20 protein-coding genes are annotated in these 25,154 nt (G+C 64.0%); 10 read left to right on the top strand and 10 right to left on the bottom strand.

The features are described 5' to 3' along the window. Positions 1-40 precede the first annotated feature (40 nt). From GO707_RS03755 to GO707_RS03780, 6 genes are all read right to left on the bottom strand, one after another. The gene (locus GO707_RS03755; protein WP_022738328.1) at positions 41-859 is read right to left on the bottom strand and encodes a hypothetical protein; all 819 of its coding nucleotides are present in this window, start codon (positions 857-859) and stop codon (positions 41-43) included. Between the two features lie 230 nt (positions 860-1,089). Continuing rightward, on the bottom strand, positions 1,090-1,941 hold the full coding sequence (locus tag GO707_RS03760) for a hemolysin family protein (protein ID WP_022738324.1): 852 nt from the start codon (positions 1,939-1,941) through the stop codon (positions 1,090-1,092). Positions 1,942-1,969: 28 nt separating this feature from the next. Further along, positions 1,970-3,913 (bottom strand): PH domain-containing protein, encoded by a 1,944-nt coding sequence (locus GO707_RS03765; RefSeq protein WP_157012170.1) that lies wholly within the window; start codon positions 3,911-3,913, stop codon positions 1,970-1,972. Continuing rightward, on the bottom strand, positions 3,914-4,405 hold the full coding sequence (locus GO707_RS03770) for a PH domain-containing protein (RefSeq protein WP_114538624.1): 492 nt from the start codon (positions 4,403-4,405) through the stop codon (positions 3,914-3,916). Between the two features lie 588 nt (positions 4,406-4,993). Beyond that, positions 4,994-5,215 (bottom strand): hypothetical protein, encoded by a 222-nt coding sequence (locus tag GO707_RS03775; RefSeq protein WP_114538623.1) that lies wholly within the window; start codon positions 5,213-5,215, stop codon positions 4,994-4,996. 18 nt (positions 5,216-5,233) lie between these two features. Beyond that, positions 5,234-5,827 (bottom strand): hypothetical protein, encoded by a 594-nt coding sequence (locus tag GO707_RS03780; protein WP_147272650.1) that lies wholly within the window; start codon positions 5,825-5,827, stop codon positions 5,234-5,236. A gap of 399 nt (positions 5,828-6,226) precedes the next feature. On the opposite strand from GO707_RS03780, the gene GO707_RS03785 reads away from it, so the two are divergent. The 6 genes from GO707_RS03785 (at position 6,227) to GO707_RS03810 (ending at position 13,642) form a co-directional block, all read left to right on the top strand. Further along, positions 6,227-6,901: a response regulator transcription factor gene (locus GO707_RS03785; RefSeq protein ID WP_114538621.1), complete on the top strand. Its 675-nt coding sequence runs from the start codon at positions 6,227-6,229 to the stop codon at positions 6,899-6,901. After that, entirely contained in the window at positions 6,898-7,974 is a 1,077-nt protein-coding gene (locus GO707_RS03790) for a sensor histidine kinase (protein WP_114538620.1), read from the top strand. The genes GO707_RS03785 and GO707_RS03790 overlap by 4 nt, the downstream gene beginning before the upstream one ends. A 714-nt stretch (positions 7,975-8,688) precedes the next feature. Next, positions 8,689-9,447 (top strand): ABC transporter ATP-binding protein, encoded by a 759-nt coding sequence (locus GO707_RS03795; RefSeq protein WP_227069953.1) that lies wholly within the window; start codon positions 8,689-8,691, stop codon positions 9,445-9,447. Continuing rightward, on the top strand, positions 9,437-11,650 hold the full coding sequence (locus tag GO707_RS03800; RefSeq protein WP_114538618.1) for an ABC transporter permease: 2,214 nt from the start codon (positions 9,437-9,439) through the stop codon (positions 11,648-11,650). The genes GO707_RS03795 and GO707_RS03800 overlap by 11 nt, the downstream gene beginning before the upstream one ends. A 187-nt stretch (positions 11,651-11,837) precedes the next feature. Continuing rightward, positions 11,838-12,281 (top strand): GatB/YqeY domain-containing protein, encoded by a 444-nt coding sequence (locus GO707_RS03805; RefSeq protein ID WP_157012172.1) that lies wholly within the window; start codon positions 11,838-11,840, stop codon positions 12,279-12,281. A 122-nt stretch (positions 12,282-12,403) separates the two neighbouring features. Further along, complete coding sequence (locus GO707_RS03810; protein ID WP_198161002.1) at positions 12,404-13,642, top strand: ATP-binding protein; 1,239 nt, start codon at positions 12,404-12,406, stop codon at positions 13,640-13,642. A 222-nt stretch (positions 13,643-13,864) separates the two neighbouring features. Here the strand turns inward: GO707_RS03810 and GO707_RS03815 are convergent, their stop codons facing one another. The 3 genes from GO707_RS03815 to GO707_RS03825 all read right to left on the bottom strand — a co-directional run bounded on the left by GO707_RS03815 (position 13,865) and on the right by GO707_RS03825 (position 19,112). Beyond that, complete coding sequence (locus tag GO707_RS03815; RefSeq protein WP_114538616.1) at positions 13,865-14,737, bottom strand: dimethyl sulfoxide reductase anchor subunit family protein; 873 nt, start codon at positions 14,735-14,737, stop codon at positions 13,865-13,867. Positions 14,738-14,929: 192 nt separating this feature from the next. Next, on the bottom strand, positions 14,930-15,592 hold the full coding sequence (locus GO707_RS03820) for a 4Fe-4S dicluster domain-containing protein (RefSeq protein WP_114538615.1): 663 nt from the start codon (positions 15,590-15,592) through the stop codon (positions 14,930-14,932). A gap of 1 nt (position 15,593) precedes the next feature. Beyond that, a complete protein-coding gene (locus tag GO707_RS03825) occupies positions 15,594-19,112 on the bottom strand; it encodes a molybdopterin dinucleotide binding domain-containing protein (protein ID WP_157012174.1) in 3,519 nt (1,172 codons plus the stop codon). Between the two features lie 442 nt (positions 19,113-19,554). Here GO707_RS03825 and GO707_RS03830 point away from each other — a divergent pair, with 442 nt between their 5' ends. Further along, positions 19,555-21,231, top strand: a complete 1,677-nt coding sequence (locus GO707_RS03830; RefSeq protein ID WP_198161003.1) for a helix-turn-helix transcriptional regulator — start codon at positions 19,555-19,557, stop codon at positions 21,229-21,231. Here the strand turns inward: GO707_RS03830 and GO707_RS03835 are convergent. Further along, on the bottom strand, positions 21,228-22,442 hold the full coding sequence (locus GO707_RS03835) for a 4Fe-4S binding protein (protein ID WP_114538612.1): 1,215 nt from the start codon (positions 22,440-22,442) through the stop codon (positions 21,228-21,230). The two genes, GO707_RS03830 and GO707_RS03835, sit on opposite strands and share 4 nt — an antisense overlap. A 220-nt stretch (positions 22,443-22,662) precedes the next feature. Here GO707_RS03835 and GO707_RS03840 point away from each other — a divergent pair, with 220 nt between their 5' ends. Genes GO707_RS03840 through GO707_RS03850 form a run of 3 tightly spaced genes read left to right on the top strand, consistent with a single transcriptional unit; the run spans position 22,663 to position 25,154 of the window. Further along, a complete protein-coding gene (locus GO707_RS03840; RefSeq protein WP_114538611.1) occupies positions 22,663-23,535 on the top strand; it encodes a hypothetical protein in 873 nt (290 codons plus the stop codon). 11 nt (positions 23,536-23,546) lie between these two features. Beyond that, positions 23,547-24,221 (top strand): hypothetical protein, encoded by a 675-nt coding sequence (locus GO707_RS03845; RefSeq protein ID WP_157012177.1) that lies wholly within the window; start codon positions 23,547-23,549, stop codon positions 24,219-24,221. A 12-nt stretch (positions 24,222-24,233) separates the two neighbouring features. Then, on the top strand, positions 24,234-25,154 hold the full coding sequence (locus tag GO707_RS03850; protein ID WP_114538609.1) for a hypothetical protein: 921 nt from the start codon (positions 24,234-24,236) through the stop codon (positions 25,152-25,154).

Below are 25,154 nucleotides of genomic sequence, written 5' to 3' on the forward strand. Positions count from 1 at the left end.
TCGACCAGTCCGTTCGTCCCGTCAGGGCGAACGGAACCTATTAGATTAATTGCATCTGATTCAGCGTATCCCGATACCAGTTGTCGTAGTTCGGGGGGCAGTAGCGCATGGCGTAGGAGTAGCTGATGGTGAAACCATAGCCCCGAGCCAGACCGGCCACGTGGGAGCGGATGGCCGTGTCCCAATCGGGCCAGTTGGTCTGATCCCAGCCCCAAGCGTTGTGGGACTTGAAGCAAACACGGCCCTTGGTGGACTCGGTGTTGGAAATGGCCGGAGACCAGCGCGGGTCGATGCCCGCTTCCCAGGCCGCCTCGGCGAAGGTCTCGCCGTAGCCAGACAGAGGGCTGCCGAACAGGTAATCGTTGATGCGCGCGGACCATTCTTCGATGAACGCCTCGCGACCGATGGAGAAATCTACATCGCCGGCCGGCAGGCTGCCGAAGGTAGCGTAGTAGCGGGAGCGCGTGGCGTCGGCCCGATCGATGGCCTCCTGCTCGGCGACGCGAGCGGCTTCCTCGGCGGCCAGACGCGCGGCCTCTTCCTCGTCGGCGATTTCCTGCACGCCGGCGCTCACATCGCGGGACGAGGCGGTCTTCAGCGCTGCTTCCTCGGCGACGTCTTCCACAGCGAGAACGTCCGCGTCGGACTTGTCTTGCACGGTGTCGGGGGAAACATCGGAAGCGCTGGGGTTCTCGGCGGACTGACGAGCGAGACCGAAGGTGGTCGCCCCCATGTCGTGAGAACCGGCGGACGCCCAACCAGCATCAAGGAAGCCCACGGCCAGCATCGGCAGCACGCAGAGCGCAACCATCGCCAGCACGACGGTTTTGCGATGACTCTGTTTGCGCCTTGTGACCACTCATTCCCTTTCTCGACAGCACGAAACTAAACCGCTCGAGCGGCGCAGCGTGCTGGATTAGGGTGTGGGATTGCTGCAGTAAAGAATGCTATGCTGTTTTATGTCGCGGATATTTTACCCTAGTTGGCTGAAACCGTGCCGAGGCGGTAGCCGACATCCACGCTTTGTTCGCTTGACAAAACGCACTTTCTGGGTTCCCGCAGGTCTCGCGGGTGCGATCCTGAGCGCTGTCAGGCAGTCGTTACCGACTCTTCACAACTTACCGATGGCAACTTCTTCACCTGCACGATGGAAATGCGCGAGCGGCGCATCTTCACCACCTTGAAGGCGTAGCCGTCGACCAGCAGCTCGTCGCCCACCCGGGGCACGGAGTCCAGCTCGTGGATGATCCAGCCCGCAAGTGTCTCGTAGTCGTCGGATTCTTCCACGGGCCAGCCGAGTTCCACGGCATCCTCCACGGGAAAGCGACCGTCGACGCGCCACTGGTTCGGTTCGACAAGCACAATGAGGTCGCGATCGTTGTCGGTCTCGTCGGCAATCTCGCCGACGATCTCCTCGATGATGTCCTCCATGGTGATGAGGCCGTCGGTGCCACCGTATTCGTCCACGACGATGGCCATCTGCATGCGGGCCTCTTGCAGCTCCGACAAAAGCTTCAGCACGTTTTTCGTCTCGGGCACGTAAAGCGGCTCGTACATGAACTCAGCCACCGGGTCTTCGATGCGGCCGTCCAGCAGAGGGCCGATGAGGTCTTTGTAGGACACGAGGCCTATGACCTCGTCCACTTCCTCGTGATAGACCGGCAGGCGGGAATAGCCCGTGCCGCGCATGCGGTCGAGCGCCGCGCGGGCCGGTTCGGTGTCCTCGGCCATGATCATGTCGACGCGCGGCTTCATGATTTCGCGCACCGTCATGTCGGCCAAATCGAGGATGTCGTTGATCATGCGCTTCTCGTCTTCGAGAAGCTCGATATTCTCGGCCACCATGTCCTTGATCTCGTCCTCGGTAACGCTTTCGCGTTTGGGGCGCAGGAAATCGAGGAAGGCCGGCTTCGAATTTGCAGTGTCGTCTGTTTTACTCATGGGCGGTACTTTACCATATTTTCCGGGATTACTGGTTGCCGCCGGGCTTCAGCCAGTCGAGCCACGCCATGGCGTCGGCGTGGGAGGCGTCGATGAGCGTCGTCGTGGTGCCGCCGGAACCGGCCGCCGTCGTGGCGAGCAGCGTGTCGGTGCCCGCACGGCGCTGCAACGGGTTGCTCTTCGTGCAGCCGAACTGGATTTTCTGGCGCGGGAAACTCACTGTTTCTCGAGAAAGGCCGCCGTTGCTCACCTGCATGAAGCGGTGGTTGTAGGCGAAGCTGGACTCGCGGGCCCACAGCACGGCGTTCACTATATCGACGATGAAGAGGACGGCCGCCAGCGCATAGCCACCCACCACGATCACGTTCCACCCAATGCTCAGAAGGAACAGATCCTCGGAATCGAGTTCGATGCCGCCAGTCGCAACTTCTCCATTCACCCAACCGAAAACCACTAGGCACACGGTGACTACCACGGCCAGCCAGAAGCCGCCGCCGAACCAGATGCTCTGGCGCAGCACGGCTCGGCGCAGCGCCACCTTCGCGACGGGCTTCGCCTCCTGGGGAAGATCGGAGAACTCCGGCACGAGCCCGGCGAGGATTTCCGGCACACGGTTCATCTTCACGAAGGGGTGGATGATGATCCCCTGATTGGCCAGAGTGTTCTGCTTATTGCCGCTATCCTCGCCCGTGGCGGCGTCAATCTTGCCGAGAGACAGCTCGCAGTAGCCGAGCAGACGGCGGATAAAGCTCTGCTTCACGACCACGGACTGCACGCGGTCGATGTCGATGCCTTGGAAGGTATGCTGCAGCAAGCCGTGTTCCACCTCGATACGGTTGTTGCGACGGCGCGCCTTGAAGCCGCCGTAGCCGATGCAGGAACCCAACGCCGAGAACACCCACAGCACGAGCACCAGCACGATGATCCCCACCGAAACGGCCCCGATCAGGTAGGCCGAAGCCTGGGAGCCGGCAAAAACTAGGGCACTTTCCACAGCGCCATCGGCTGCATCCCCCATCACGTCGAAGATGAAACCGACGATTTGCAGCACGCCGACAACCAGACCGGCGAAGACGAGCCCCACCGATGTGGTGTTGGAAAGACCCGCGAAGAACAGCTCCTTGTTAGTGAGACCGTACTCGTAGGTAACGCGGCCGGTATCTTGAGCAGGGCCGGCGAACACACCGCCCACTTGGTTCCATGCCTCAACGCCCACATCGAGCACGTTGCCCGCGACGGCCGGGCTCGGCACGTTGCCGGCAAAGGCCGCCGCCCCCTGGGCCATAGCCGCAATGCCGGCCTCCGCCGACTGCGGAACCGGGGCGCCCGCACCCGCCATGCCCGTCGCGGCCGTACTCGCTGCACCCGCCATGCCCGACGCAACGGCAGCCTGAGCGGCCAGAGCATTCTTGCGGTTGTAGAGCTCGGCGCGCAGCCACTCGGCCTGGGCCTTGGTGACGTAGGACACCACGACGGCCTTGTTCGCCGCGCCGCCGGCCGTATCGATGGAAACCGTGCACACGCCGAACAGTCGCTGAAGGAGCGTCGCCCGCTGGTCCACGGACTGGACCCGCTGGTAGGGCACGTGCACCTGCTTCTTGTTGAAGATGCCGGAGCACAGCGTGAACTCGTCGGGGCCGACGGTGAAGTACAGGTGCTTGTAGCCAACGACGCGCAGCCCGGCGACGATGCCAAACGTAATGAGGATGACCACCAGCGTGCCGATGCCAGCCACCGCCATGATGAACCCGGCCTCGGCGCCCATGCCCTCTTCGGCAACGAGCCCAATGATGGTGGAGAAGTTCGCCACCACAACGCATACGGCAATGATGAAGATCGTGCGCACGCTTTCGAGCCAGATATAGCTGTGGTGCACATGGTGGCGCGGCAGCTCAGTCGATGGGGCAGCCGCCGCAGGGGGCACGTTCGGCGCGGGCGCGGGCACCTGCGGGGGCACGTTCGGCGCGCTCATTTATACGTCCTCTCGGGCCAGACGCGCCAGCTCGGCGGCACGATCGCGCAGCACGTCGGCCTCTTCGATGCCGAGGCCGGGAATCTCGTGTTCGCCGGCGGCTGTGGCCACGGTGACGCTGGACAGCCCGAAGGCGCGCAGGATGGGTCCTTGGCGCGTGTCAGTGTTCTGTACGCGGATGAACGGAATGACGAAGCGCTTGCGCCAGAAGATGCCGCGAGCAATATCCAGGTAATCCAGCGTAAGCTCGTAGCGCCAACGAGCATAGCGAATGGGCGGCAGCACCACCACGCACAGCACAAGCAGCGCCGCGAACACAATGGCCACGATTAGAGCCACCACGCCAGCCCACGCTTCTTCCGGTGCCACCAGCGCTATGATAGCGAAGGGCAGAAAGCAGCACAGGAACGAGACCGCGATCCAAATGGCATCATTAATGCGCCAGACGCTCTTGATGCGCGGGTTCAGTTGGTTGGCGGGCATCTCTCGCATAGCTGAATCCTTCCTCGTTCGGGCGGAGCTCTTCAGCCGGCCCTTCTTCCAAGCGACTCCCCACAAGCCGCCAAATTCAGACGGCCTCGCGAAGGCCGCCACGTTTTCCCGACCATACTACCCCACTTTTCGCCTTCGCGACGAAACCTTAGGGATTCTTAAGGAAGAAAAATGCGCATGATTCCCCTCTTCCCCCATCGTGCCCCCGCAAGATTTACGCATTTGCGCTCTTTTTGCGCGACGGATAACGCAGAGTTCGTGCAAATGCGCAGATCTCGCATTCTTCCCTGTGCAGATTCGTAATTTTTGAAGTAAGGAGCAGGAAGGGGCCGCCCTTCCTCCGAAGCGACCGGCCCCGACGTGTTGCGAGCCCGGGGAGGGGGATCCCGGGCTCGCAAATGAGTGTCCTTGGCGCCCGGGGGGGATAGGCGCGTGCGGAGGAGAGAAGAGGAGAGGGGGGGTTCGTATCTCCCGCTCTGTCGAAATCTATTATAGCGATGAGTTATTCTATGTCAAGAATAATCTTTGAGAAAAATAATGGCCCCTGGGAGGCCATTATCTGAAAAGGCATCGGGGACATGCCGAACGCTACTTGCGGCAGCCGCGGCCCTTGCCATGACGATAGTGGCGACCATGCTTGCGCTCACCGCGGGCGCCCATGTCCTTGCACTGGTGGATGATCTTCTCCGTGAGAACGTTCAACGACTCGATCTCCTCGGGCGTCAGGGTCGACAGAATGCGATCGGCCACCTCGGACTGCGCGGCGCAGCGCTTCTCGGCCAGCGCATCGCCTTCAGGCGTAATGCGCACGGTATAAGCGCGCTGGCCTCATATTCCGAGCTCGGCGTAGAGCTCCTCGCGGCGCACCTTGCCCTCCACCGCCGCGGCCACGTCTTCGGAGCGGCCGTCGGCCAGCAGAGCGCCGATGAGGGCGCCAAGCCGGGCCTCGCCTTCCTCCCGGCCCTCCTCGCGACCTTCCTCTCGGCCTTCCTCACGGCCCTCCTCGCGCGCCCGGCGGCAGCGCATCTCGGTCTCCTGCTCGTAGGTAAGCACGCGGTCCACCCACTCCCTGTCCTCGTTGAACACGCCGACCAGGGCGTCGATCTCCGACGACAGGGGCCCTTCGGCCTCCCCGGTCCGGAGGTATCGTAGCACATCCCGCAGCCCGGGGTCGGCGGAGGCCTCCCACGCCGAGGCGTTCAACACCACCCAGGGGGAGTCGTCACCCACGGCGAGGTCGGGATGGGCCCCACACCGGCGCTCGATCATGTAGACGGGCTCGCCTTTGCCGTAGGTGTCGTGGCGGCAGAAGAAATGACGCGGGAATGTCCCGATCCGTTCCCCGCGCCGACCGAGACGGAGTCGCAATGCCGCAAGGAGGCACCATTGGCGACGAACAGCCTTAAAATTGCGCAGAATCACGAGTTATCAGCGTCTGCTCACACATTCGCACCCTTTCTTTGTACATTGTTCGTTAATTTCGTCCGCATTTTTCTTCTGCTGACGCTTATAACTCAAGATCTCAGGCAAATTCCGCCCATTCGCTTACTATCGAGCGGTCGAGCACGCCTTCCGAGTAAAACTGGTAACCAACTTACGGTTGCGTAAGGTTGGAAGTTGCTGGGGGCGGGGACGGCGCGCGGGCTTACAATGGGCTGCGATGCTTGCCGTCGCGCCTGAGCGCCCGAACCTCGCGCCCGCGCTACCGCGCCCGAGCCTTGCGCGCGAGCCCCACGTCCGAACCTCGCGCCTGGGCCTTATGCCCGAGCGCCACGCCCTGCGCGGACGGCACCTGTGAACACCGCCGAAAGAGAGGCAGCCATGGCCCAGCGCATTTACCTCATCGAAGACGATACCGCCCTGCGCACGGAGCTGGCCCACGTGCTGGAGCTTTCCGGCTACGCCGTGGCGGCCTACGAGGGCACCTGGGGCGACACCGCGGCCCGTGCCCTCGCTGCCGAGCCCGACTGCATCGTGCTCGATTTGAAGCTGCCCGGCGCCGACGGGCATTCCATTTGCCGCGACATCCGGGCCAAAAGCTCGGTGCCCATCCTCATGCTCACCTCTTCGGAAAGCGAGTTCGACGAGGTGATGGCTATGAACCTGGGGGCCGACGATTACGTGACCAAGCCCTATCGGCCCGCCGTGCTGCTCGCGCATCTGCAGGCGCTACTGCGGCGCAGCGCGAGTCCCGCCGCCGGTATGACGATCCTTCACAAAGGCGTGACGTTGAACATGGGCGCCGGCACCGTGGAATTCCGAGGACGCACCGCCGAGCTCACGCGCAACGAGCTGCGCATCCTGCAGACGCTCATGCGCAACCCCGGCGTGGTGGTACCCCGCAGCGAGATCATGTGCGCCCTGTGGGAATCCGACGCCTTCATCGACGACAACACGCTGACGGTGAACGTGAACCGCCTACGCAAGACGCTGGGAGCTTTGGGCGTGCCGGAGGACTTCCTCACTACCCGCCGCGGCGTCGGGTACGCCGTATGAGCGGGCACGGCACAGGCGAGGCGGATACGCCCATCGCCCCCTTCACGCCGGCCACCTACGTGCGCGACAACGTCATCGGTCTGGCGGCGTTTCTGCTGGCCCTTGCAAGCACCGTGCTCATTCTGCCGGCCCTCGGCGTGAACTCGGCGGGCACGCTGCTCGTCGCCGACGTCCTCACGCTCATCGCGCTGGGCGCCGGCTTTCTGGACTACCGCCGCAAGGCCGCTTTCTACCACGAATTGCACCACCTTACCGGGCAGCTGCGCCAAGCTTGCGTGCTTCCCTCCCTCATCGCCGAGCCGCCCTTTCTGGACGGGAAGATCGCCTACGATACGGCCTCGCGCCTCGCACAGCTTTCAGCCGAGGAGACGGCAGCCCTGCGCGACAATGAGGCTGCCTACCGCCGTTACGTGGAACTGTGGATCCACGAGATCAAGACGCCCATCGCCGCCATCAAGCTCATGCTGGCCAACAACCCGGGCCCCGAATCCGCCAAAGTGGCCCGCGAGCTGGAGCGCATCGAAGCCCAGGTGGATCAGGCCCTCTACTACGCGCGATCCACCTCGGTCGAGCGCGACTACGCCATCCGTGAGGTGAATTTGGCCGACGCGGCGCGGGAGGCTTGCAAGCGCCACAGCCGGTTCCTCATCGAGAAGGGCTGCACCCCTGCCTTCGACATTCCGGATGCCATGACGGTGCTGGCCGACGAGCCCTGGCTCGTGTTCATCTTGGGGCAGGTGATCGTAAACGCGGCGAAGTACGGCGCCACCACGCTTACGTTTACCGCCCGCGAAGAGGAGCCCGGCACCTCCCGCGGCCGCACAGTACTTGAGGTGCGCGATAACGGCTGCGGCATTCCCGCCGCCGACGTGCCCCGCGTCTTCGAGCGCGGTTTCACCGGTCAGGTCGGCCGCGCCCACGGTTCGGCCACGGGCATGGGCCTTTACCTGGTGGCGAGCCTGTGCGCCTCCATGGGCCTGCATGTGGGCCTCGCCAGCGAGGAGGGCACCGGCACCCGCGTCATCCTCACCTTCCCCCACGACCGCACCCGCAAGGAACTCTTCGGCGCTTAGAAGAGGCGGCCAGGTAGAAACAGGTAGAAACCTGCGCAACCTAACACATTCGTAAGTCAACCGTAAGTCCGATCGATGGAACCATACACACCTCCTCTTTAGGATGAAATCAAGCTCGCGATCCGTCAAATGCAGGAGGCGGATACGGGGCGTTCCGACCGAGCGAGTTCCGCAGATGGTATCGAAGGCGATACGCGAAAGGGAGCAAACACCCCCGACACCTTCGATACCAGCGAGGACTGTCTGAGCGAATCGGAATGCCGCGTAGCCGCCTCCGGAGGGATGAAGCAATCCATCAAACCGTCTCCGAACAGGCGGAACGCGAGCCGCACATCCGAGAGAAAGGACTGTCGTGAACACTGCAGGGAAAATCATCCTGACGCTTGCTATCATCGGGGCCGTGGGAGCCTTCATCTCCCACCAGCTGCCCAAAACCGAGAGGAGCTACTAATGGCCGAAGTGTACACCGAACCCACCCCCTCGGCCTTCGGCCCGCGTCCGACCGATCCTGGCACGCCTGTGCCCCTCGATGGCGACGGCACGACGACCCTCGACGGCATCGCCGCCGCTTTCTCCCGCGAGAACTACGTGGCCGGCGCCGCCTCCGCGGCCAGCGCCGGCGGAAGGGGCGCCCACACCGCCCATGGCGCCCACCGCGCAGCCGACCCAACCCACGCTTCTCAAGCCGGCCACCCCGTCAACGCAGGCTCCCCAATCCTCTCCGTGCGCTCCATCGAGAAGGTCTTCGGCAGCCGCGACTCGGTCACCCACGCGCTGGCCGGCGTCAGCTTCGACGTGGCCGCCGGCGAGTTCGTCGGCATCATGGGTCCCTCGGGCTCTGGCAAAACAACGCTTCTGAACTGCGTCTCTACCATCGATACGGTCACGAGCGGGCACATCATCGTGGGCGGCCGCGATATCACCGGCATGTCGAAGCGCCAGTTGGCGAAGTTCCGCCGCGACGACCTCGGCTTCATCTTCCAAGACTCGAACCTGCTGGACACGCTCACCGGCTTCGAGAACATCTCGCTGGCCCTCACCATCAAGGGCGAGCCGGCCCGCGCCATTCCCGGCAAGGTGAACGCCATGGCCGCGCGCCTCGGTGTGGATGGCGTGCTGCAGAAGTACCCCTACCAGATGTCCGGCGGCCAGAAGCAGCGCGTGGCCGCGGCCCGTGCCATGGTCACCGACCCGAAGCTCATTTTAGCCGACGAGCCCACCGGCGCCCTCGATTCCCGTGCCGCCACGGTGATGCTGGAGATCATGGAGATGATGAACACCCAGATGGGCGCCACCATCATGATGGTCACCCACGACGCCTTCGCCGCCAGCTACACCAGCCGCGTGCTGTTTATCAAGGACGGCGCCGTGTTCAACGAGCTGCGTCGGGGCGATGAGAGCCGCGACGCGTTCTTCGCTCGCATCATGGAGGTCGTGTCGTTCCTCGGCGGGGAGGCCGGCCATGTATCTTAAGCTCGCCCTGCGCAACATCCGCCGATCGGTGCGCGACTACGCCGTCTACTTCATCACGCTGCTGTTCGGTGTGGCGGTGTTCTACGCGTTCAACTCCATCGGCAGCCAGCAGATCCTCTTCGATATGGAAACCTCGGCCTCGCGCAGCGTGTTCGATTCCACCACCTACATCCTGGGCATGTTCTCCGTGGTGGTGGCCTGCGTGCTGGGCTTCCTCATTCTGTACGCCAACCAGTTCCTCATCCGCCGCCGCAAGCGGGAGTTCGGCACCTACCTGGTGCTGGGCATGACGCCGGGCCATGTGTCGCGCATCGTGCTGTACGAGACGGTGCTCGTGGGGCTGCTTTCCCTGGCCGTGGGCCTCATCTGCGGCGTGCTGCTCTCCCAGGGACTGTCGTTTTTCACCGCCGCGCTGTTCGGCACGACGATGACCAACTACCAGTTCGTGTTCTCCCCCGACGCCTTCCTCGTCACGCTCGCCTGCTTCGCTGCCATTTACGTGGTGGTGGCCGCCTTCAACACCATCACCGTGAGCCGCTGCAAGCTCATCGACCTCATCCGCGCCGGCGAGAAGAACGAGCGCGCCGGCGTGCGCAACCCGTGGGTCTGCCTCGTGGGGTTCGTCTCAGCGGTGGCTATCCTCGTCTATGCCTACGAGCAGCTCATCGAAAACGGTCTGGTGATGCTGGACCAGCCCGAGTTCATCCGCGCCACCATCGCCATGCTCGTGGGATCGCTGCTGTTCTTCTGGTCGCTCGCCGGCTTCGCCATTGCCGTGCTCACGCGGCTGCGCGGCGTGTACCTGCGCAAGCTGAACCTGTTCACCGTGCGCCAGATCGCTAGCAAGGTGAACACAGCGTTTTTGTCGCTATGGGCCGTGTGCGTTCTGCTGTTCTTCTCCATCACCGTGTTCTCCTCGGGCATGGGGCTCGTGGAGGTGTTCGTTGGCGGCACTGAGGCGGCGAACCCCTACTCCGCCACCCTGGAGGCGGCCGTGTGGTACGGACCCGACGGGTCGAAGACCTCCTCGTCGGGCAACCCGCTTGAGCGCCGCGCCGAGATGGAGGCCGAGGCACCGGAGCGCCTGTCCCAGGCGGAAGCTTACAACTGGGATATGGCCGCCGCCCTGCAAGAGGCCGCACCGGAGCTGTGGGCCGAGACCGTAGGTGCCTTCGCCCAGGTGAGCGCCTATTCAGCCCCGGATATGACCTACGACCCCCTCGTTGCCGCTGCCGAGGCCACCGGCGTTGATCCGTCGACACTGCGCTTGGACGACTTGGGCTCCGTACGCACAACGCATCTCACCGTGGTATCGCTCTCCGACTTCAACGGCGCCCGCGCCCTACAAGGCCAGGATCCCGTGGAACTGGCAGCGGGCACCTGCGCCTTGGCGAACAACATGGACATGGTGACGCCCTTGGCCCAGGCCGTGCTGGATGCGGCTCCCACGGTGACCATCGCCGGCACCGACTACGCGCTGGCCGGCCCTCTGTACGACACGCAGCTGGAGGACAACGCCATGGCGGCCACGGCCCTGGTCGTCATCACCCCCGACGAGGCCGTGGAAGCCCTGCGCGCAGAGGGCTGCATTCCCGACACCCAGTACCTGAACGTGATGTACGCCGACAACGGCAAGACCGCCGGCGAGAACGACGCGGCCTTGGACGACATCGTGGCCGCGCTGCAGCCGCGGGACATGGGCGGGTTCGAGAAGGGCGCCCAGGGCGCCGACGACCCCTACGCGAGCCTCTTGTGGCCGGTCACGCGCATTCTCACGGCGAACGAAATGCTCTCCCAGTCTGCCGGGCTGCGCCTCATGATCACGTACCTGGCACTTTACATCGGCTTCGTCTTCCTCATTTCCACGGCAGCCATTTTGGCCATCCAGCAGCTCTCCCAAGCGTCCGATTCGACACCGCGCTACCGCATCCTGTGGAAGCTCGGCTGCGACCGAGGCATGATCTATCGGTCGCTGCTCGCCCAAGTGCTCGTGTACTTCCTCGTGCCGCTGGGGCTGGCGGTATGCCATTCCGTCTGCGCCATCGGCGTACTGTCCGATTCCCTGCTGGACGCCATTGGCGTGTCCTCGGTCGGCCCCATCATGATGGCCGCTGGCCTCACGCTGGTCATTTACGGCGGCTACATGCTGGTGACCTACCTTGCCGCCCGCGGCATCGTGAAGGGCTCGCTGCAACAGGGATAGCCCCCAGTCTCCTTCCACCATAACCCCGCATGCTTTGTCCCGTAGGGGCTGGCCTTGGTCAGCCCTCCTCGACCGAGGTGATCTCGCCAGTCGAGAGGGGCGACCAAGGTCGCCCCCTACGGGGAGGGGCAGGGAAGCGGCAGAGCGCGCTATAATAAGGGCAATCATTTTCCGAGAAAGGACGCTCATGGAATACCAGCAGCTGCAGGATGAGATCAAAGCGGCCATGAAGGCGCGCGACAACCATCGGCGCGACATTCTGCGCCAGGTGCACACCGAGCTTAAGGCCATCGAGGTAAACGAGCGGCGCGAGGTGACCGAGGCCGACGTGGACGCCATGCTCAAGCGCACCATCAAGCAGACGAAGGAGACACTCGACGGCTCCATCAAAGCGGGGAACAACCAAGAGCGCACCGACACCCTCACCGAGCAGGTGGCCATCCTGGAGGAGTACCTGCCGAAGCAGGTGGAAGGCGACGAGCTGGCGGCGCTCATTGAGGAAGTGCTCGCTAACACGGGCGCTTCCACGAAGAAGGACATGGGCCGCGCCATGGGCGAGCTCACCAAGCGCACCGGCGGCAACTTCGACAAGGCAGCCGCCGCCAAGGAGCTCGGCAGTAAGCTGGGCTAGCGGCAACCGGCAGAGCGTTCCTGCGACCTCAAAGGCCTCCCGCAACTGGGAGGCCTTTCTTCGCTAAATGAGTTAAAGCGACCTAAAACTTTTAGAGCAACCTAAAAGAGTTAAAAGGAAAGTTGCACTCATTGAGTGCAGAATATGCTAAAATATTGCACTCAATGAGTGCAATATTGAAAGAGGCACCCGTGGATCAGCTCTATGAAAATATGTATCGACTGCTCGCTAGCACGCCGAACCAATTTGTTCGGTATCTCTACCCGCATATTCATTGGGAGAGCCGCATGCTCGGCATTGTCGGCCCTCGCGGCGTGGGCAAGACGACCCTTCTCCTTCAGCACATCCTCAACAGCGACCAGACAAATGAGTCCCTCTTCGTATTTGCCGACAGCATGTACTTCTCGGAGCACACGCTCTTCGATACCGCCGAGGCTTTCTCGAAAAACGGCGGCACCTTTCTCTATATCGACGAGGTGCACAAATACGAAGAGTGGTCACGCGAACTGAAAGCGATCTACGATTCCTTCCCCCACCTGCACGTGCGCTTCACCGGTTCCTCGGTGCTCGACATCGAAAAAGGCGAGGCAGACCTCAGCCGTCGGGCACCCAAGTACCACCTGCAGGGCCTCTCCTTCCGAGAGTTTCTCGCCATGCGCCACAACATCAGCTGCGAGCCCTACACGCTCGAGGAGATACTCGCCCACAAGGCCGCAATCCCAGAAGTCGAGCACCCCCTTCCCCTTTTCAGAGAATACCTCGCAAGCGGCTACTACCCGTTTGGAAGCGATCCCGAATTCGAGATCGAACTCGGCCAGGTGATCATGCGCACCTTGGAAGTGGACATACCGCAATTCGCCAACATGAACGCCGCGACCGGCCGCAAACTCAAACGTCTGATGGCCCTCATAAGCACCATGGCCCCCTTCAAGCCGAGCATGGCGAGCATTGCCGGCAAGATCGAGGTGAGCCGCAACAATCTTGAGGACTACTTCATGTTCATGGAGAAAGCGGGGATGATAGCCCGGCTCAGGCAATCCGGCTCGTCCATCAACCTTCTCGGTAAAGTTGAGAAAGTGTATCTGGACAATCCCAACATCCTCATGAACCTCGGCGACGAGAGCTCCGACCGAGGGACGATTCGCGAGACCTTCTTCTTCAACCAAATGCGCGTCAACCACCTGGTGACAGCATCCCCCGTATCCGATTTCGAAATCGACGGCATCACCTTCGAGGTGGGCGGCAAGAGCAAAGGTTTCGATCAGCTGCAGAATGCGGAGAAGGGATATGTGGTCAAGGACGACATCGAGTACGGCTTCGCCAACGTCGTGCCGCTGTGGGCCTTCGGCCTCAACTATTAGGCAGCTCAGACACGGTGCCTGACAAGGTAGCCGCCGTCAAAGATCTCGGCAGCAAGCTGAGCTAGGCCGCATCTAAGCCGCGCACCATCTCCGAACGCAAGGAAGGCCTCCCGCTGGGGAGGCCTTCTCAGTTGTGACATTTTGCGGGAAGCTGAGTCCGTTCGGACAGCCTGTCCGTCAAAGCTAGGACGCGCGCCGCACGGGCACGCGCCCCATCTGCTTCTAGAAGAACGGGTAGATGGAGATGCCGGTCATGTAGAACACGACGCGCAGGGCGAGCGCGCTCACGAGCACGCAGGCCACGCAGACCGCGCCCCACACCTTCCAATCCTTCTTCGCCTTGCCGACGAAGGCGCCGGCCACGCCGCACGCCGCGGCGATGAGCGCGACCACCGAGAAGGGCAGCGAGGCGCCGGAGAGGGGCTCGGTGACGCCCGTCGGAGCGATGTCCATGGTGGGCTGGGTCGGGTCGAACCAGAAGTCCACCTGGGTGTAGGCGCCCACCGTCGCCTGCATAGCGACGAGGTAGGCCACCACAAGCACCACGTTCACGATCTGGCCGATGACGTTCACCTTGGCGGTATAGTCGAGCGACTCGTCCTTCACGGCGCACAGCACCGCCATGGTGGCCGGGCCGAAGCCGCAAGCCGCGCCCAGAAGCGAGCCGATCTGCAGCACGGAATCCCAGGCGGGCAGCGAGGCCATCATGTAGGAGTGGCCCATGACGGCGACGAGCACCACGGCCAGCACTAGGCCGACCGCTGCGAGCCAAGCGGGCACCTTGGCCTCGTCGCCTCCGCGACGCAGGTACACGAAGTACACCACCATGACCACCGCGAGCACCACGATGGCGATGAGCTCCTGGGTGATGCCGCTGCTCAGGTGGCCGAAGCCGTTGAAGATGCGCTCCCAGTGCTCAAGATGGAAGAACACCGCGATGCCGCCCACGACCAGCAGCACGGCCGAGGTGATGAGCGCCGGCATCTGGGCGCGGGTGCCCTGCCCGCGCAGCGCGTAGAGGCACTGCGCACCGAACACGCCCGCCGCCCAAGCGAGCAGCGTCGTGAACAGAATAAGAGGCCATTGTAATTCCATAATCAATTCCTAACTAATCATAGGTATGCCCAAGGAAGTCAGCGAGGGTCCGACAGGCGCCTGGAATTGCCCCGCCTTCGCGCCAAGTTGGCTTTGGCCAACGCCGTGCGCGAAACAAGGGGCAAGGCCAGGTGCCTGTCGGAGCCGCAGCGTCGAGCGGTCCGACGGCGCGTTAGCGCCGCCGGAACCTCGTTACTCCTCTCCTTGCCACTTGCGATTGCGCAGGATGTAGCAATGCTTCGGGCCGTTGCCCGTGTCGGTCAGATGGTACACATCGGCCTCGGTGAAGGGCTCGACCCACTCTCCGAGCGTCGTGCGGTTCTGCATCATCTCCTCGTAGGGAGTCGCCAGATCATGGGTGGGCGCCAAAGCCTGGAAGGACTCCAAGCCCTCGTCCAAGTCGCCGAAGAAGCGGGCGCGCGAGCCGCACTGGGCCACGCACTGGGGCAGCTCGCCCTGGGCGGTACGCTGCTGGCAGAGCGTGCACTTCTCAACGACGCGCTCCTCCTCGTTCAGGTAGCGCACGCCGTAGGGGCAGGCCATGGCGCAGAACTGGCAGCCGATGCACTTGTCCTTGTCAATCTGCACCGTGCCGTCCTCGGTCACGTGCGACGCCTGGGTCGGGCACACCTTCACACACTCGGGATCTTCGCAGTGCTGGCACTGGATGGGGAGGAAGTACATCTCCACATCGGGCCAGTCGCCGGAACCGCCCTCTTTGGGGGTGGGGCCGATGCGCAGCGTCTTGATCCAGAAATCGCCGGGCATAACGCCGTTGATGGTCTTGCAGGCCGCCGAGCAGGCCTGGCAGCCCACGCAACGGTTCAGGTCGGTAACGATAGCGTAGCGAGCCATCTTACATCACGCTCCCATCCCACTCGGGTTCGCCTTCGAAGCGGGCGCGCACGCCCTTGCCCGTGGGCACCCACTCGCGCAGGCGCGGGTCGGAGGCATCATGGATACATTCGACGCCATTCGGATCACACGGAACCGGATTGCCGAACGGGGAATTCTCGGCCGTGGCCTTGTACACGATGGTCGGGGTGGAGCGCATCGTGGCGCAGCCGCCGACGGTGTCCTGACCGTAGGGGTCGTTCACCACGTTGATGCCCACCAGCTCGAAGCCGTGAGAGGCGGTGTCGAACTCGGGGAACCACCAGGCATGGTTGGCATTCACCACGCCCTGGGAGATGCCGTAGTACAGATCGAGCACCTCGCGGACCTTGCCCCACGGCGTCTCGATCCACACCCAGTCGCCCTGCTTGAGGCCCAACCGCTCGGCATCCTTCGGGTTCATCTCGATGCGGGGAGACGGCCACACCTCGCGGCACCAGGGCAGCTGGCGATGCTCGGAGTGGAAGTAGGTGGGCTGGCGGGAGCCCGTGGTCATCAGGAAGATGTTGTCGGGCATGGCCTTCAGGGTGTCCTTGTAGCCATGGTTCATGAAGTAAGTGTCATCGGCCTGGTCAACGAGCGCGGCATCGTACAGCTCGGGCTTCACCACCGGCGAGTCGGTGGGCTCGCGGTAGATCGGGAAGCGGTCGTCGTCGCCCTGGAACTGCGGCAGGTCGGAGTGCGCCCACTTGTCGGAGCCCTCCGGCACCTCGCCCATGTTGCAGATGTAGGCCTCGCACACGAGCGACCAGATCTCCACCAAACCGGAGGCGGTCATGAAGCCGGGATGGAAGTCCACGAGCGGGAACAGGTTGAAGCCGCCCTGCTGACGACGCCAGCCCATCTCGTGGCGGCGGAAGGTGCCCCAGCGCTCGGGATGCCACTCGCGGCAGTCCATCCAACCGTGATCGGTGAACCACTGCTTGGCCTCGGCCCAGGTGGGGCCCTCGGGGAACTCGGCGGTGCACCACTTGTCCACGTTGTCCTTCAGCACGCGGTCGTGGTCGGGCCATAGGTAGCTCGGCGCGCCGGAGGCGTCGTAGTCGTCGCCCAGCTGTTCGGTCCACTTGTCGATGAAGGTCTGGCACTGCGGCGCATAGTTGAGGTTCTCGGCCGGAGCGGCGTCCGGATCCTTCGTGTTCCACGGCACGCCCATGGCCTTGTACATGCCCACGTTCCAGTCGGGGTCATAGATGGTCTCTCCCGGAGGCTCGATGGCCGCACAGCAGCAGCCGAACATGCCGCCGGAACCCTGGGAGACGCGGGTGGAATCGAGCTCCATCCAATGCTGGCAGGGGAAGATGATGTCAGCGTTGCCGTTGTTGGGGCAGAACCACAGGTTGATGTCGACAAAGAAGTCGAGCTGCGTGGTGGCGTCCCAGGCGCGGGCAATGTTGCCCATATTCATGATGTCGCCGGACTGGCACACGCCGCCGTGCAGGGCGTACAGGGTCTCCTTGACGTTGTAGCCCACTTCCTTGTTTTCGTTCTCCATGGCCAGCGACCAATCGGGATCCTGCAGGCAGGCGTCCCAGATGCAGTTCGCGTCGGCCCAGCGAGCCCAGAAGCGGTTGAGCGGGAAGCGATCGGCGTCCACCTGGCCGGCCTGGCGCATGAAGATGGTCGTCGGGTTCGGCCAGCCCTGGGAGGGAAGCATGGCACCGCCCATGCGCTTGGCGATGACGATGGCCTCCTCGTCGGTGGGCACCTTGTTGCCGTAGCGCTCGGCGAGCGGGGAGTCCTCGTCGATGAGGTACTGCACGAAGTCCTGCATGTGCTTGGCGACTTCCTCCAGCGAGTAGTCGCGGCCCGGCCACACCTTCGCAGCATCGCCCCACGGCGCCGCCTTCTGCATGTTGGAGCGGCCCGGGTTGCCGTCGAACTGGCTCTTGCAGGAACCGCGGTTGCCGGCGGGCTCGTCGGAGTTGCCCGTCACGCAGGAGAGCATCTGCAGCACGCGGCAGTTCTGGATGGAGTTGCCGTTCTGGTCGGTGGCCAGCTGGAAGTGGATGCCGCCGTTGCCGTGGCGCGGATCGACGCGGGTCGTCCACACCTTCACGGCCTCTTCGGCCTTCTCGCCGGGCACGCCGGTGATCTCCTCCACCTTGTCCCAGGTGTACTGGCTCGTCAGATCGTGGAAGCCGTCCCACACGGTGCGGCACTGGTAGGTCTTGCCGTCCTTCAGGGTAACGGCCACCTCGCCGGGGAACAGCGCGGGCTTTTTGGGCAGGCCGGCCGGATTCGTGACCTTGCCCTTCTCGTTGCCTTCATCCCAATAGGCGTCGAACTTGGCGTCGGCCGGGTCGCACCACACCGACGGGTCGGGCAGCCAGCCGGGAGCCACGAGACCCTCGAGCGGATGCTCGATGAAGGAGCCCGTGGTCGGGATCTTGTGCATCTCGCCTTCCCACTTGCCCTCTTCGGCATCCCAGTAGGTCAAACGGTTGTTGTTCTCGTCCCATACCATGAAGCGCTGGTACTTGCCGCCCTCGATGATGTCGGCCTCGGTGATGAGCTTCGTGCGCATGTCGATGCCGCCGTTGCCCTCCACAAGCCAGCCCTCGGTCTTCCAGGGCTTGTCGTCGCAGAACAGGAAGGTGGCGTTGGACCAGCGGCGCACCATGGTGTCGTCGTAGGCCTCGTTCTCGATGATCCAGTTGAACCAGCCGAGCGCCAGCGCGCCGTCGGTGCCGGGGCGCAGCGGCAGCCAGATGTCGGCTTCCTTGGAAAGCGGCGTCACGCGCGGATCGACGCAGATGTGCGCCGTGGCATGCGGGGCCACGTCCGAAATGGTGCGGTTAGTGGTGTCGTAGTTGGAGTACTCCACGGCGGTGCCCCACTGCAGGTACACCTTCGGCTCGGCCTCCACCTCCATCCAGGGGGAACCCATCTCGTCGGTCATGATGCCTGCCCAGTGGCGCGGGCCCTTGCAGACCTGGTAGGCCAAGTGCGCGTTCGGCGTACCGAACAGCTGCTTCATGCCCTGGTAGGGGCCAAGCGACCACACGCGCGAGGTGCCGCACATAACGAAGATGGACTGTCCGCCGTACTTATCGACGACCTCGCCCAGGCCCTGGCCCGACAGCTCGAAGGCCTCGTCCAGGGTGATGCGCACCCAACCGGGATCATCGGAGCCCTTGGGGTTCGTGCGCTTCACGGGGTAACGCAGACGATCGGGGTGATAGGCCGCATGCATGGACGACTGCGACTTCGCGCAGCAATGGCCGCGGCTTTGGGGTGCCGATTCGTCGCCTTCGACCTTGATGGCCTTGCCGTCCTGCACCGTCACCCAGACGCCGCACTCCACCTTGCCGCAAGCACGGCAGCACGTGCGCACGTGCTTCAGCTCGCCAGCGGTAGCGTCGGCATCTTCGGCGAGAGCTCGCATGGGCGCGACCGCCGAGGAACTTACTGCTGCAGCCGCACCGGTGATAGCCATCGTCTTCATGAAGTTGCGACGCGACATGGTTAGCTGTGCCATAAAATCCCCACCTCTCTCTTTCCTTTTCCTTTGCCGTTTCTCTCCTGCACCGAAATGGAGCGGCTTGTCCCCCGACTCGGCGGAAGGCTGGCGCTGTGCGTTGCGCCCGCTACCTCCGCGCCCTCGCCGGTTTCCCCGGGACGCTGACAGGACGGTGCCTTACGGCCGCCATTCTACGGAGGCGCGCATCGTCCCCCTTCATAGGAGGCTTATGATTTGGGACTATTATTCTGAGGGGAGAGGATCATATGAGCCGTTTTGATCTGCGGATTCTCTAAAACGGCCCGCATCCGCACGATTTTTCGCGCCGGCTGCTGACTCTGTGTTATCATCGCAGGACATAATTCTGCTGCGGACATACGGGGGAGCAGCTGCATGGACGAAAGGCAAGGGGCCGCCATACCGGGCACCTTGTTGCATGATGCGCTGGAACAGGGGAACTATGAAGCTGCCGTATATCAAAGTTGAAGTGGAATACCGCGAGGAGGAGACCGGGGCGCCCGGGAAAGTATCGCCGGCGCTTATCGTGGGATTCGGTCTGCACTGGGCCTGGGTCTATCTCTTCATGTTCAACGGGCAGTACATCCTCTTTCCCGAAGCGGATTCAATGCAGCTGCTGCTTTCCGCCACCTCCGGCGTCTTCCACGCCGTGGCGTTGCTGCTGTACGCCGTGTTTCTGAAACAGGCCCGCCAACTCTTCGACACGCCGGCGCACATCCGCCGCAACCGTGCGATCGCGGCGTTTTTGGTGGCCTGCGCGACGCTTCTGTGCATGGCGGGGAACATGGTCTCGGTAGGGCCCTTGGCTGCCGCGCTCTTCGTGCTTGCCGGCGTGGCGAGCGGCGTGGGATCGGCCATGCTGCTCATGAGCTTCGGTGTCTCCTTCAGCGTGTGCGACCTGCCCACCATTGCGCTGTGCGCGGCGCTTTCCATGGTGGTGAGCGCGCTGGCGTTCGCCCTCACCCTCGTCGTGAGCGCGGCTTTTGTGCCGGCCGGCGCCCTTCTATGTCTGGCTCTGCCATTCCTCGAGTTGCTCTGCCTGAACAAATGCTCCGCCGATCTGGTGGACAAGCTGGAGTTCTCGTTCATGACCATGCCCGTGCGCACCGCCTCCTTCGTAGGGCGCCTCGGTGTTCCCTCGGTCGTTTTCGGCGTGCTTCTGGGCATCCTACGCTGCTGCGCGCTCACCGGGCCTTTGCTGGACCTGCTTCTGGCCGCGGGCGGTGCGGAAAGCGCCTTCTCCTTCTCGGTGTTCGCGGCGAGCCTGTTCGCTTGCGCAGCCCTCATCATGGCCATGCTCACGCTGCGCAAGTCGCGCAACTTCGCCTTCCGCGTGCTCGTGCCCCTCATCGCCGTACTGCTCGTGACGCTGTGCACCCCCTATGGCGCCGACGGCACCTTCCGCTGCTTCGCCCTGTTCGGCTCCTACTTCATGCTGGAAGCGTGCCTGTGGGTCATGTACGCCGACATCGCCCAGAGCTACCGTGTGAGCGCCTTTACCACCTTCGGCTTCGGTCACGGCCTTCTGTCCGCCGGCTCCCTCGCCGGTTTTCTCATGCTGCAGCCAGGCGGTCTTTTGGAAGCGGCGTCGACCGAACCGATGATGCTGGCTTTGGTCGGGCTCATCGCGCTGACCCTCGGCGTTGCGACGCTGCCCAACGGCGCCGAGATGCGCAGCACGCTCATACGCGGTCGCCTCTGCCCTCTGCTGGACGACCAGACCGACTTGGAAGAGCTGATGGGCGGGGAAGTTGCCGCAAGCAAACCTTCCGTCGAAGAAGCCGTGGTGCCGATGCCATCTGATACGCCGGGAGCCGTCTCTTCTGCACCGGGCGATATTCCGGAGCCAGCCACTCCCGCCGTCCAAGAATCTCCCGAGCAGCGCGCCGGACGCTTCAAACGGAAGTGCGCCGCCGTGGCCGATACCTTTTTGCTGTCGCGCAAGGAAACCGAGGTGCTGTTCCTTTTGGCGAAGGGCCGCAATTCCGCCGCCATCCAGGAGGCTCTCTACATTTCCGCGGGCACGGCCAACACCCACATGCGTCACATCTACCGCAAGCTGGACGTCCACTCCCAGCACGAGCTCATCGATCTGGTGGAATCCATGGTGGTGGATTAGCGCTCGTAGACTTGGTCGGTTTTCATCATGGTTTGGGCTTTGTGCCAGATGGTGTGGGGGGTGTCGTGCTGCACGGCGCGGGGGCGCATGACGTAGCGGTCGGTGACGCCGCCCAGGAGATCCACGGCGAAGACCTCCTCGGAGATTTCGATGGCGTGCTCGGGGCAGATGGCCTCGCAGCTGCGGCATTTCACGCAGTCGCTCGGACGGTGCTCCACGCCGAAGGTGCCGTCGGCGTCGGTGAACTTCGCCAAAGCGCCGGTGGGGCAGAACACGGCGCACATCTGGCAGGAGGCGCACGCATCGGTGTCGATGACGACGTGACCCCACAGGCGCGTGTCCACCATGACGTCCTCCGGCTCGCCCAAGGCCGCCAGGCTGTCGAGCAAACGCTCGCGACGGTCGGGGATAAAATGGGGCAGCGTACCGTCGTCCATCACTTTGAGATAGCGACCCACGTCGCGGGCATCGGCGACCGACGCGCCCTCGGCATCCGCGTTGCTGGCGTCACCCAGCGCCTCGGTCACCGCCGTTTCCGCTACGACTACCCCGGCACGGGCGGCCAGCGCGGCGCCTTCCGCGAGCACGGCGCGGCGCCCGCTGTCGTAGTCGGCGGCCCTCTTGGCCGAGGCCGGCAGCTTTCCCGAGAAGCGCACGGTCATGGGCGCGCCCCAAATTTCCAGCAGCTTCTCGGCGGTTTCCACCACCGCCTCGGCGCAGGCGCGACCCCGCCCGTGATCGCAGCGCTCGCAGTCGCCGTGGATGAGCACCACCTCTCGGGCGCCTTCCACGGCAAGATCGGCCAGGAGGGACTCGTCCACGCGGCCAAGGCATTCCACACGCACGATCTTTTCTTCATCGTAGCGGCCGCGCGCCCGCTCCAAAAGCTCGCCGCAACCGAGATAGGCCGCGCCCTCGTTGGCCGCAAGCGATGCGCGGGCCGCCGCCGTGAGGGCCGCATCGCTCGGGTGGTGGGCCTCCAGGGCGCAGGTGGGGCACACCGTGGCGCAGGTGCCGCAGCCGATGCACTTCTCCGGCGACACGGTGAGCACCTCGCCGTCGTAGGAGATGCAGCCCGACGCGCAGGACTCGGCGCAGCGCAGGCAGTCGGCGTGACGGTTGCGAACAAGCGCACACCGCTCCTGGTGCACGGTGATGTACGGGCTTTCCAGCTTCCCGATGAGTCCCAGCATGGTATCGATGCTCGCCATGATTCCCCCTTGCGTCCTCTCTGCGTATCGACCGGAACCGCGACCCGCGGCCTTTGTCCCAGCCGCTGCGGAACAAAGGCCGCGGGGCGCAGCCCCCTTGGCGTTTTCGTCATCATAAAGGCCATTTCATAGGCAAAATCATAGGAGCCATATTATTCTGGCTATGAAAGCCCTCCTAAACTTCTCGGCGTATTGGGGAATCGAGAGAAAAGGAGGGAACATGGCACTGCTAAGACCGTCGCTGACGCTCGTGCTCGATTTGGATGAGCGCGTCGCCGCCGAGCAGACCATCCTCGAAATCAATCGGAGCTATGCCCACATCGGCACGCCCGTTATTCGCACCCATGCGTGTGAAAGCACGGAGGACGCCCCCGTGCGCAACACGGCGCGTCTCATCGTGAACATGGGCACCTACTCTTATCTTAACTCTGCCGACGAAGGCGCCGACGAGCGGTGGGAAACCATCGTGGGGCCTTGGATCGGCAACATGCTGCGCAAGATCGGCAACAACATGAAGGTGTTTAACGATCGCCAGCGCAAGATCGGCTATCCGGAAGTGCACTTCGATACCTTGGATATCGAACTGGGCGCCGGAGCCTTCACCGTCGCGGTGCGGCCCCAGGGCGCAGGCGCCGTCGACGAAGCCGTAGCCGAACGGGTCACCGCCGCTCGCAATCTGCGCAACGACGGCACCTTCGCCGAGGCCGTGCGCGTGGAGCTGCCTTGCGCCGAATCATGGAACGCTCAGCGCGACGCCGCCTGGGAGGCCTGGGCAGCCGAGCATCCGGAGGTTTTGGAAGAGCCCGACACCGACGAGGAGGCGCCGAGCGGCGGCGTTGCCGACGAGGCAGCCGAACCCGCGCCGGAGAAGACCCGCGAGGAACTTCTCGCCGAGGACGTCATCGCCAAGAGCTACGAAAACACCGCCGTGCCTCCCACCGACTCCGAGGCACTGCCGCGTCCCCAGCGCGAAGAGGAAGAAGAGGAGGAAGACCCCTTCGACTTCCCCGTCGATTACACCCTGTGGGCCGTCATCGGGGCCGATGGCGCAACACGCACCTACGATTCCGTCGCAGCGGCTTTCGTCGGCTAGCGGAGATACCCATGGCACCCGAGAACGCTTCCGCCAACTCGCCCGTCTCGCGCAACGACGCGTCCGCAGCGGCCCAGCAGCCCCAAGAGATGCGTGGCGTGCACGCCCTCGTGAAGTGGGAAAGCCCCGCCGATGAGGTGCGCGGCATTGCCGCAGGAGCCGCCGTGCTGCTGCGCGATCACGCCGTGCTGCCCCATCATATCGGCTTCTCCGTGCCGAACCGCACCTGGGCCGTACAGCTGGCCCAGGCCTGCAAGGTCATGGGCGTGCGCGCCTGCATCGCAGAGGCCGGCGAAGTACCGAGCGGTAGCGCCGCCGTCATCTTCGACTTCCGCGCCCCGAAGAGAAACGTCGAGTGGCTGTTCGTTGTCGGCTGCACTGAAGGCCTTATGCCCACGGCGGCGGCCACAGGCGACGACAAAGCGAGCCGGGCGGCCCAAGAGGAGCAGCGCGCCGCCTTCGCCCGCCTTGTCGCCGGCGATCGGCCCCATGTGGTGCTCTCCTATTTCGCTCAGGCGGACGTTGCCCTGGCCGATCAGATTCGCCTTCCCTACCGCCGCACGATCACCCGCGACGGTGTCTCCCTTGCCTGTCTGACTCCCACGCACTTCATCAGCGAGATGGGAGCGGCACGGCCGACCACCGTCGGCAGCCAGCGCTTTCTGCGCGATGCCGGCCTGAACTAGAAAGGAGCTCCCGTGAGCACACCGGATTTGTCCGCGTTCAACTTCAGCTTCGACCCGACCCTCGACACCTGGGCCGTCAGCGATGAGCCCGCCGAGCTGGACTCCTCCGAGATATTCCTGCCCAACGTGGAGGGACGCACGGAGTTTCTGCCCCCCGACCCCGATCGCGTGCCCGTCATCGAGAACTCGGTGCGCACCGATGATCCGGCCTACGCCGCCCGCCCTGCCGACGAGCGCACCCACGAGCTTCTGTCCCAGATGCGCCCGCACCGCGCCACGCTGCTGGGCATCCTGGCCGCCTGCGAGGCGCCGATGGCAACCAGCGCCATGAAGGAAGCCGTCGAGCGCATCAGCGGCCGGAAGTTCTCCGTGTACACGCCTTCTAACTTCTGCACCATGCTGGAAGTGGCCGGCGGCCTTGCGCGCGTAACCGATGCCGGCGAGCCCTACACCGACGAGGTGCGCGCGCCCGAGCAAGTCGAGGTGGACGGCCGCACCTTCTGGCGCCCCACCACCCCGCCACCGGTGTACTGGCAGACCACCGAAGCGGGCGCCACGGTGCTCGCCGAGGACGACCCCGCCGCGCGCATCGAGCGCCTCTTCGCCAAGGAGCCCGAGTTCCTCCCCGTGTACAAGCGCATTCTGCTCATGGCCGACACCGAAGAGGGCACCGGCATGGGACTCATGTCCGTGGCCGTCGACACCGATCCGGCCATCGCCGAGAACCGTCGCTTCTACGTGCAGCATTTCGTGGAAAGCCTGGAGCGCGCCGGCGCCTTCGTTTGGGCCGACGGCGCCTGGCACGCCACCGATGCGGGCCGTGCGGCGCTGGCCGGCGCGCTGGCCAAGGTGGTCGACGACTACGAAGTGCCCGCCGTTGACGACGTGACGTGCGCCAATGTACCCACCCTCACCGATGGCGTGAACTGGTAA

The sequence above is a fragment of the Adlercreutzia rubneri genome (assembly GCF_009755265.1).
Classification (GTDB): domain Bacteria; phylum Actinomycetota; class Coriobacteriia; order Coriobacteriales; family Eggerthellaceae; genus Adlercreutzia; species Adlercreutzia rubneri.

Coding starts and splice junctions, on each gene's coding strand:
- GO707_RS03760 (WP_022738324.1), bottom strand. CDS start 1,941: ATGAGTAAAACAGACGACACTGCAAATTCGAAGCCGGCCTTCCTCGAT.
- GO707_RS03765 (WP_157012170.1), bottom strand. CDS start 3,913: ATGAGCGCGCCGAACGTGCCCCCGCAGGTGCCCGCGCCCGCGCCGAAC.
- GO707_RS03770 (WP_114538624.1), bottom strand. CDS start 4,405: ATGCGAGAGATGCCCGCCAACCAACTGAACCCGCGCATCAAGAGCGTC.
- GO707_RS03785 (WP_114538621.1), top strand. CDS start 6,227: ATGGCCCAGCGCATTTACCTCATCGAAGACGATACCGCCCTGCGCACG.
- GO707_RS03790 (WP_114538620.1), top strand. CDS start 6,898: ATGAGCGGGCACGGCACAGGCGAGGCGGATACGCCCATCGCCCCCTTC.
- GO707_RS03800 (WP_114538618.1), top strand. CDS start 9,437: ATGTATCTTAAGCTCGCCCTGCGCAACATCCGCCGATCGGTGCGCGAC.
- GO707_RS03805 (WP_157012172.1), top strand. CDS start 11,838: ATGGAATACCAGCAGCTGCAGGATGAGATCAAAGCGGCCATGAAGGCG.
- GO707_RS03815 (WP_114538616.1), bottom strand. CDS start 14,737: ATGGAATTACAATGGCCTCTTATTCTGTTCACGACGCTGCTCGCTTGG.
- GO707_RS03820 (WP_114538615.1), bottom strand. CDS start 15,592: ATGGCTCGCTACGCTATCGTTACCGACCTGAACCGTTGCGTGGGCTGC.
- GO707_RS03825 (WP_157012174.1), bottom strand. CDS start 19,112: ATGGCACAGCTAACCATGTCGCGTCGCAACTTCATGAAGACGATGGCT.
- GO707_RS03830 (WP_198161003.1), top strand. CDS start 19,555: ATGAAGCTGCCGTATATCAAAGTTGAAGTGGAATACCGCGAGGAGGAG.
- GO707_RS03835 (WP_114538612.1), bottom strand. CDS start 22,442: ATGGCGAGCATCGATACCATGCTGGGACTCATCGGGAAGCTGGAAAGC.
- GO707_RS03840 (WP_114538611.1), top strand. CDS start 22,663: ATGGCACTGCTAAGACCGTCGCTGACGCTCGTGCTCGATTTGGATGAG.
- GO707_RS03845 (WP_157012177.1), top strand. CDS start 23,547: ATGGCACCCGAGAACGCTTCCGCCAACTCGCCCGTCTCGCGCAACGAC.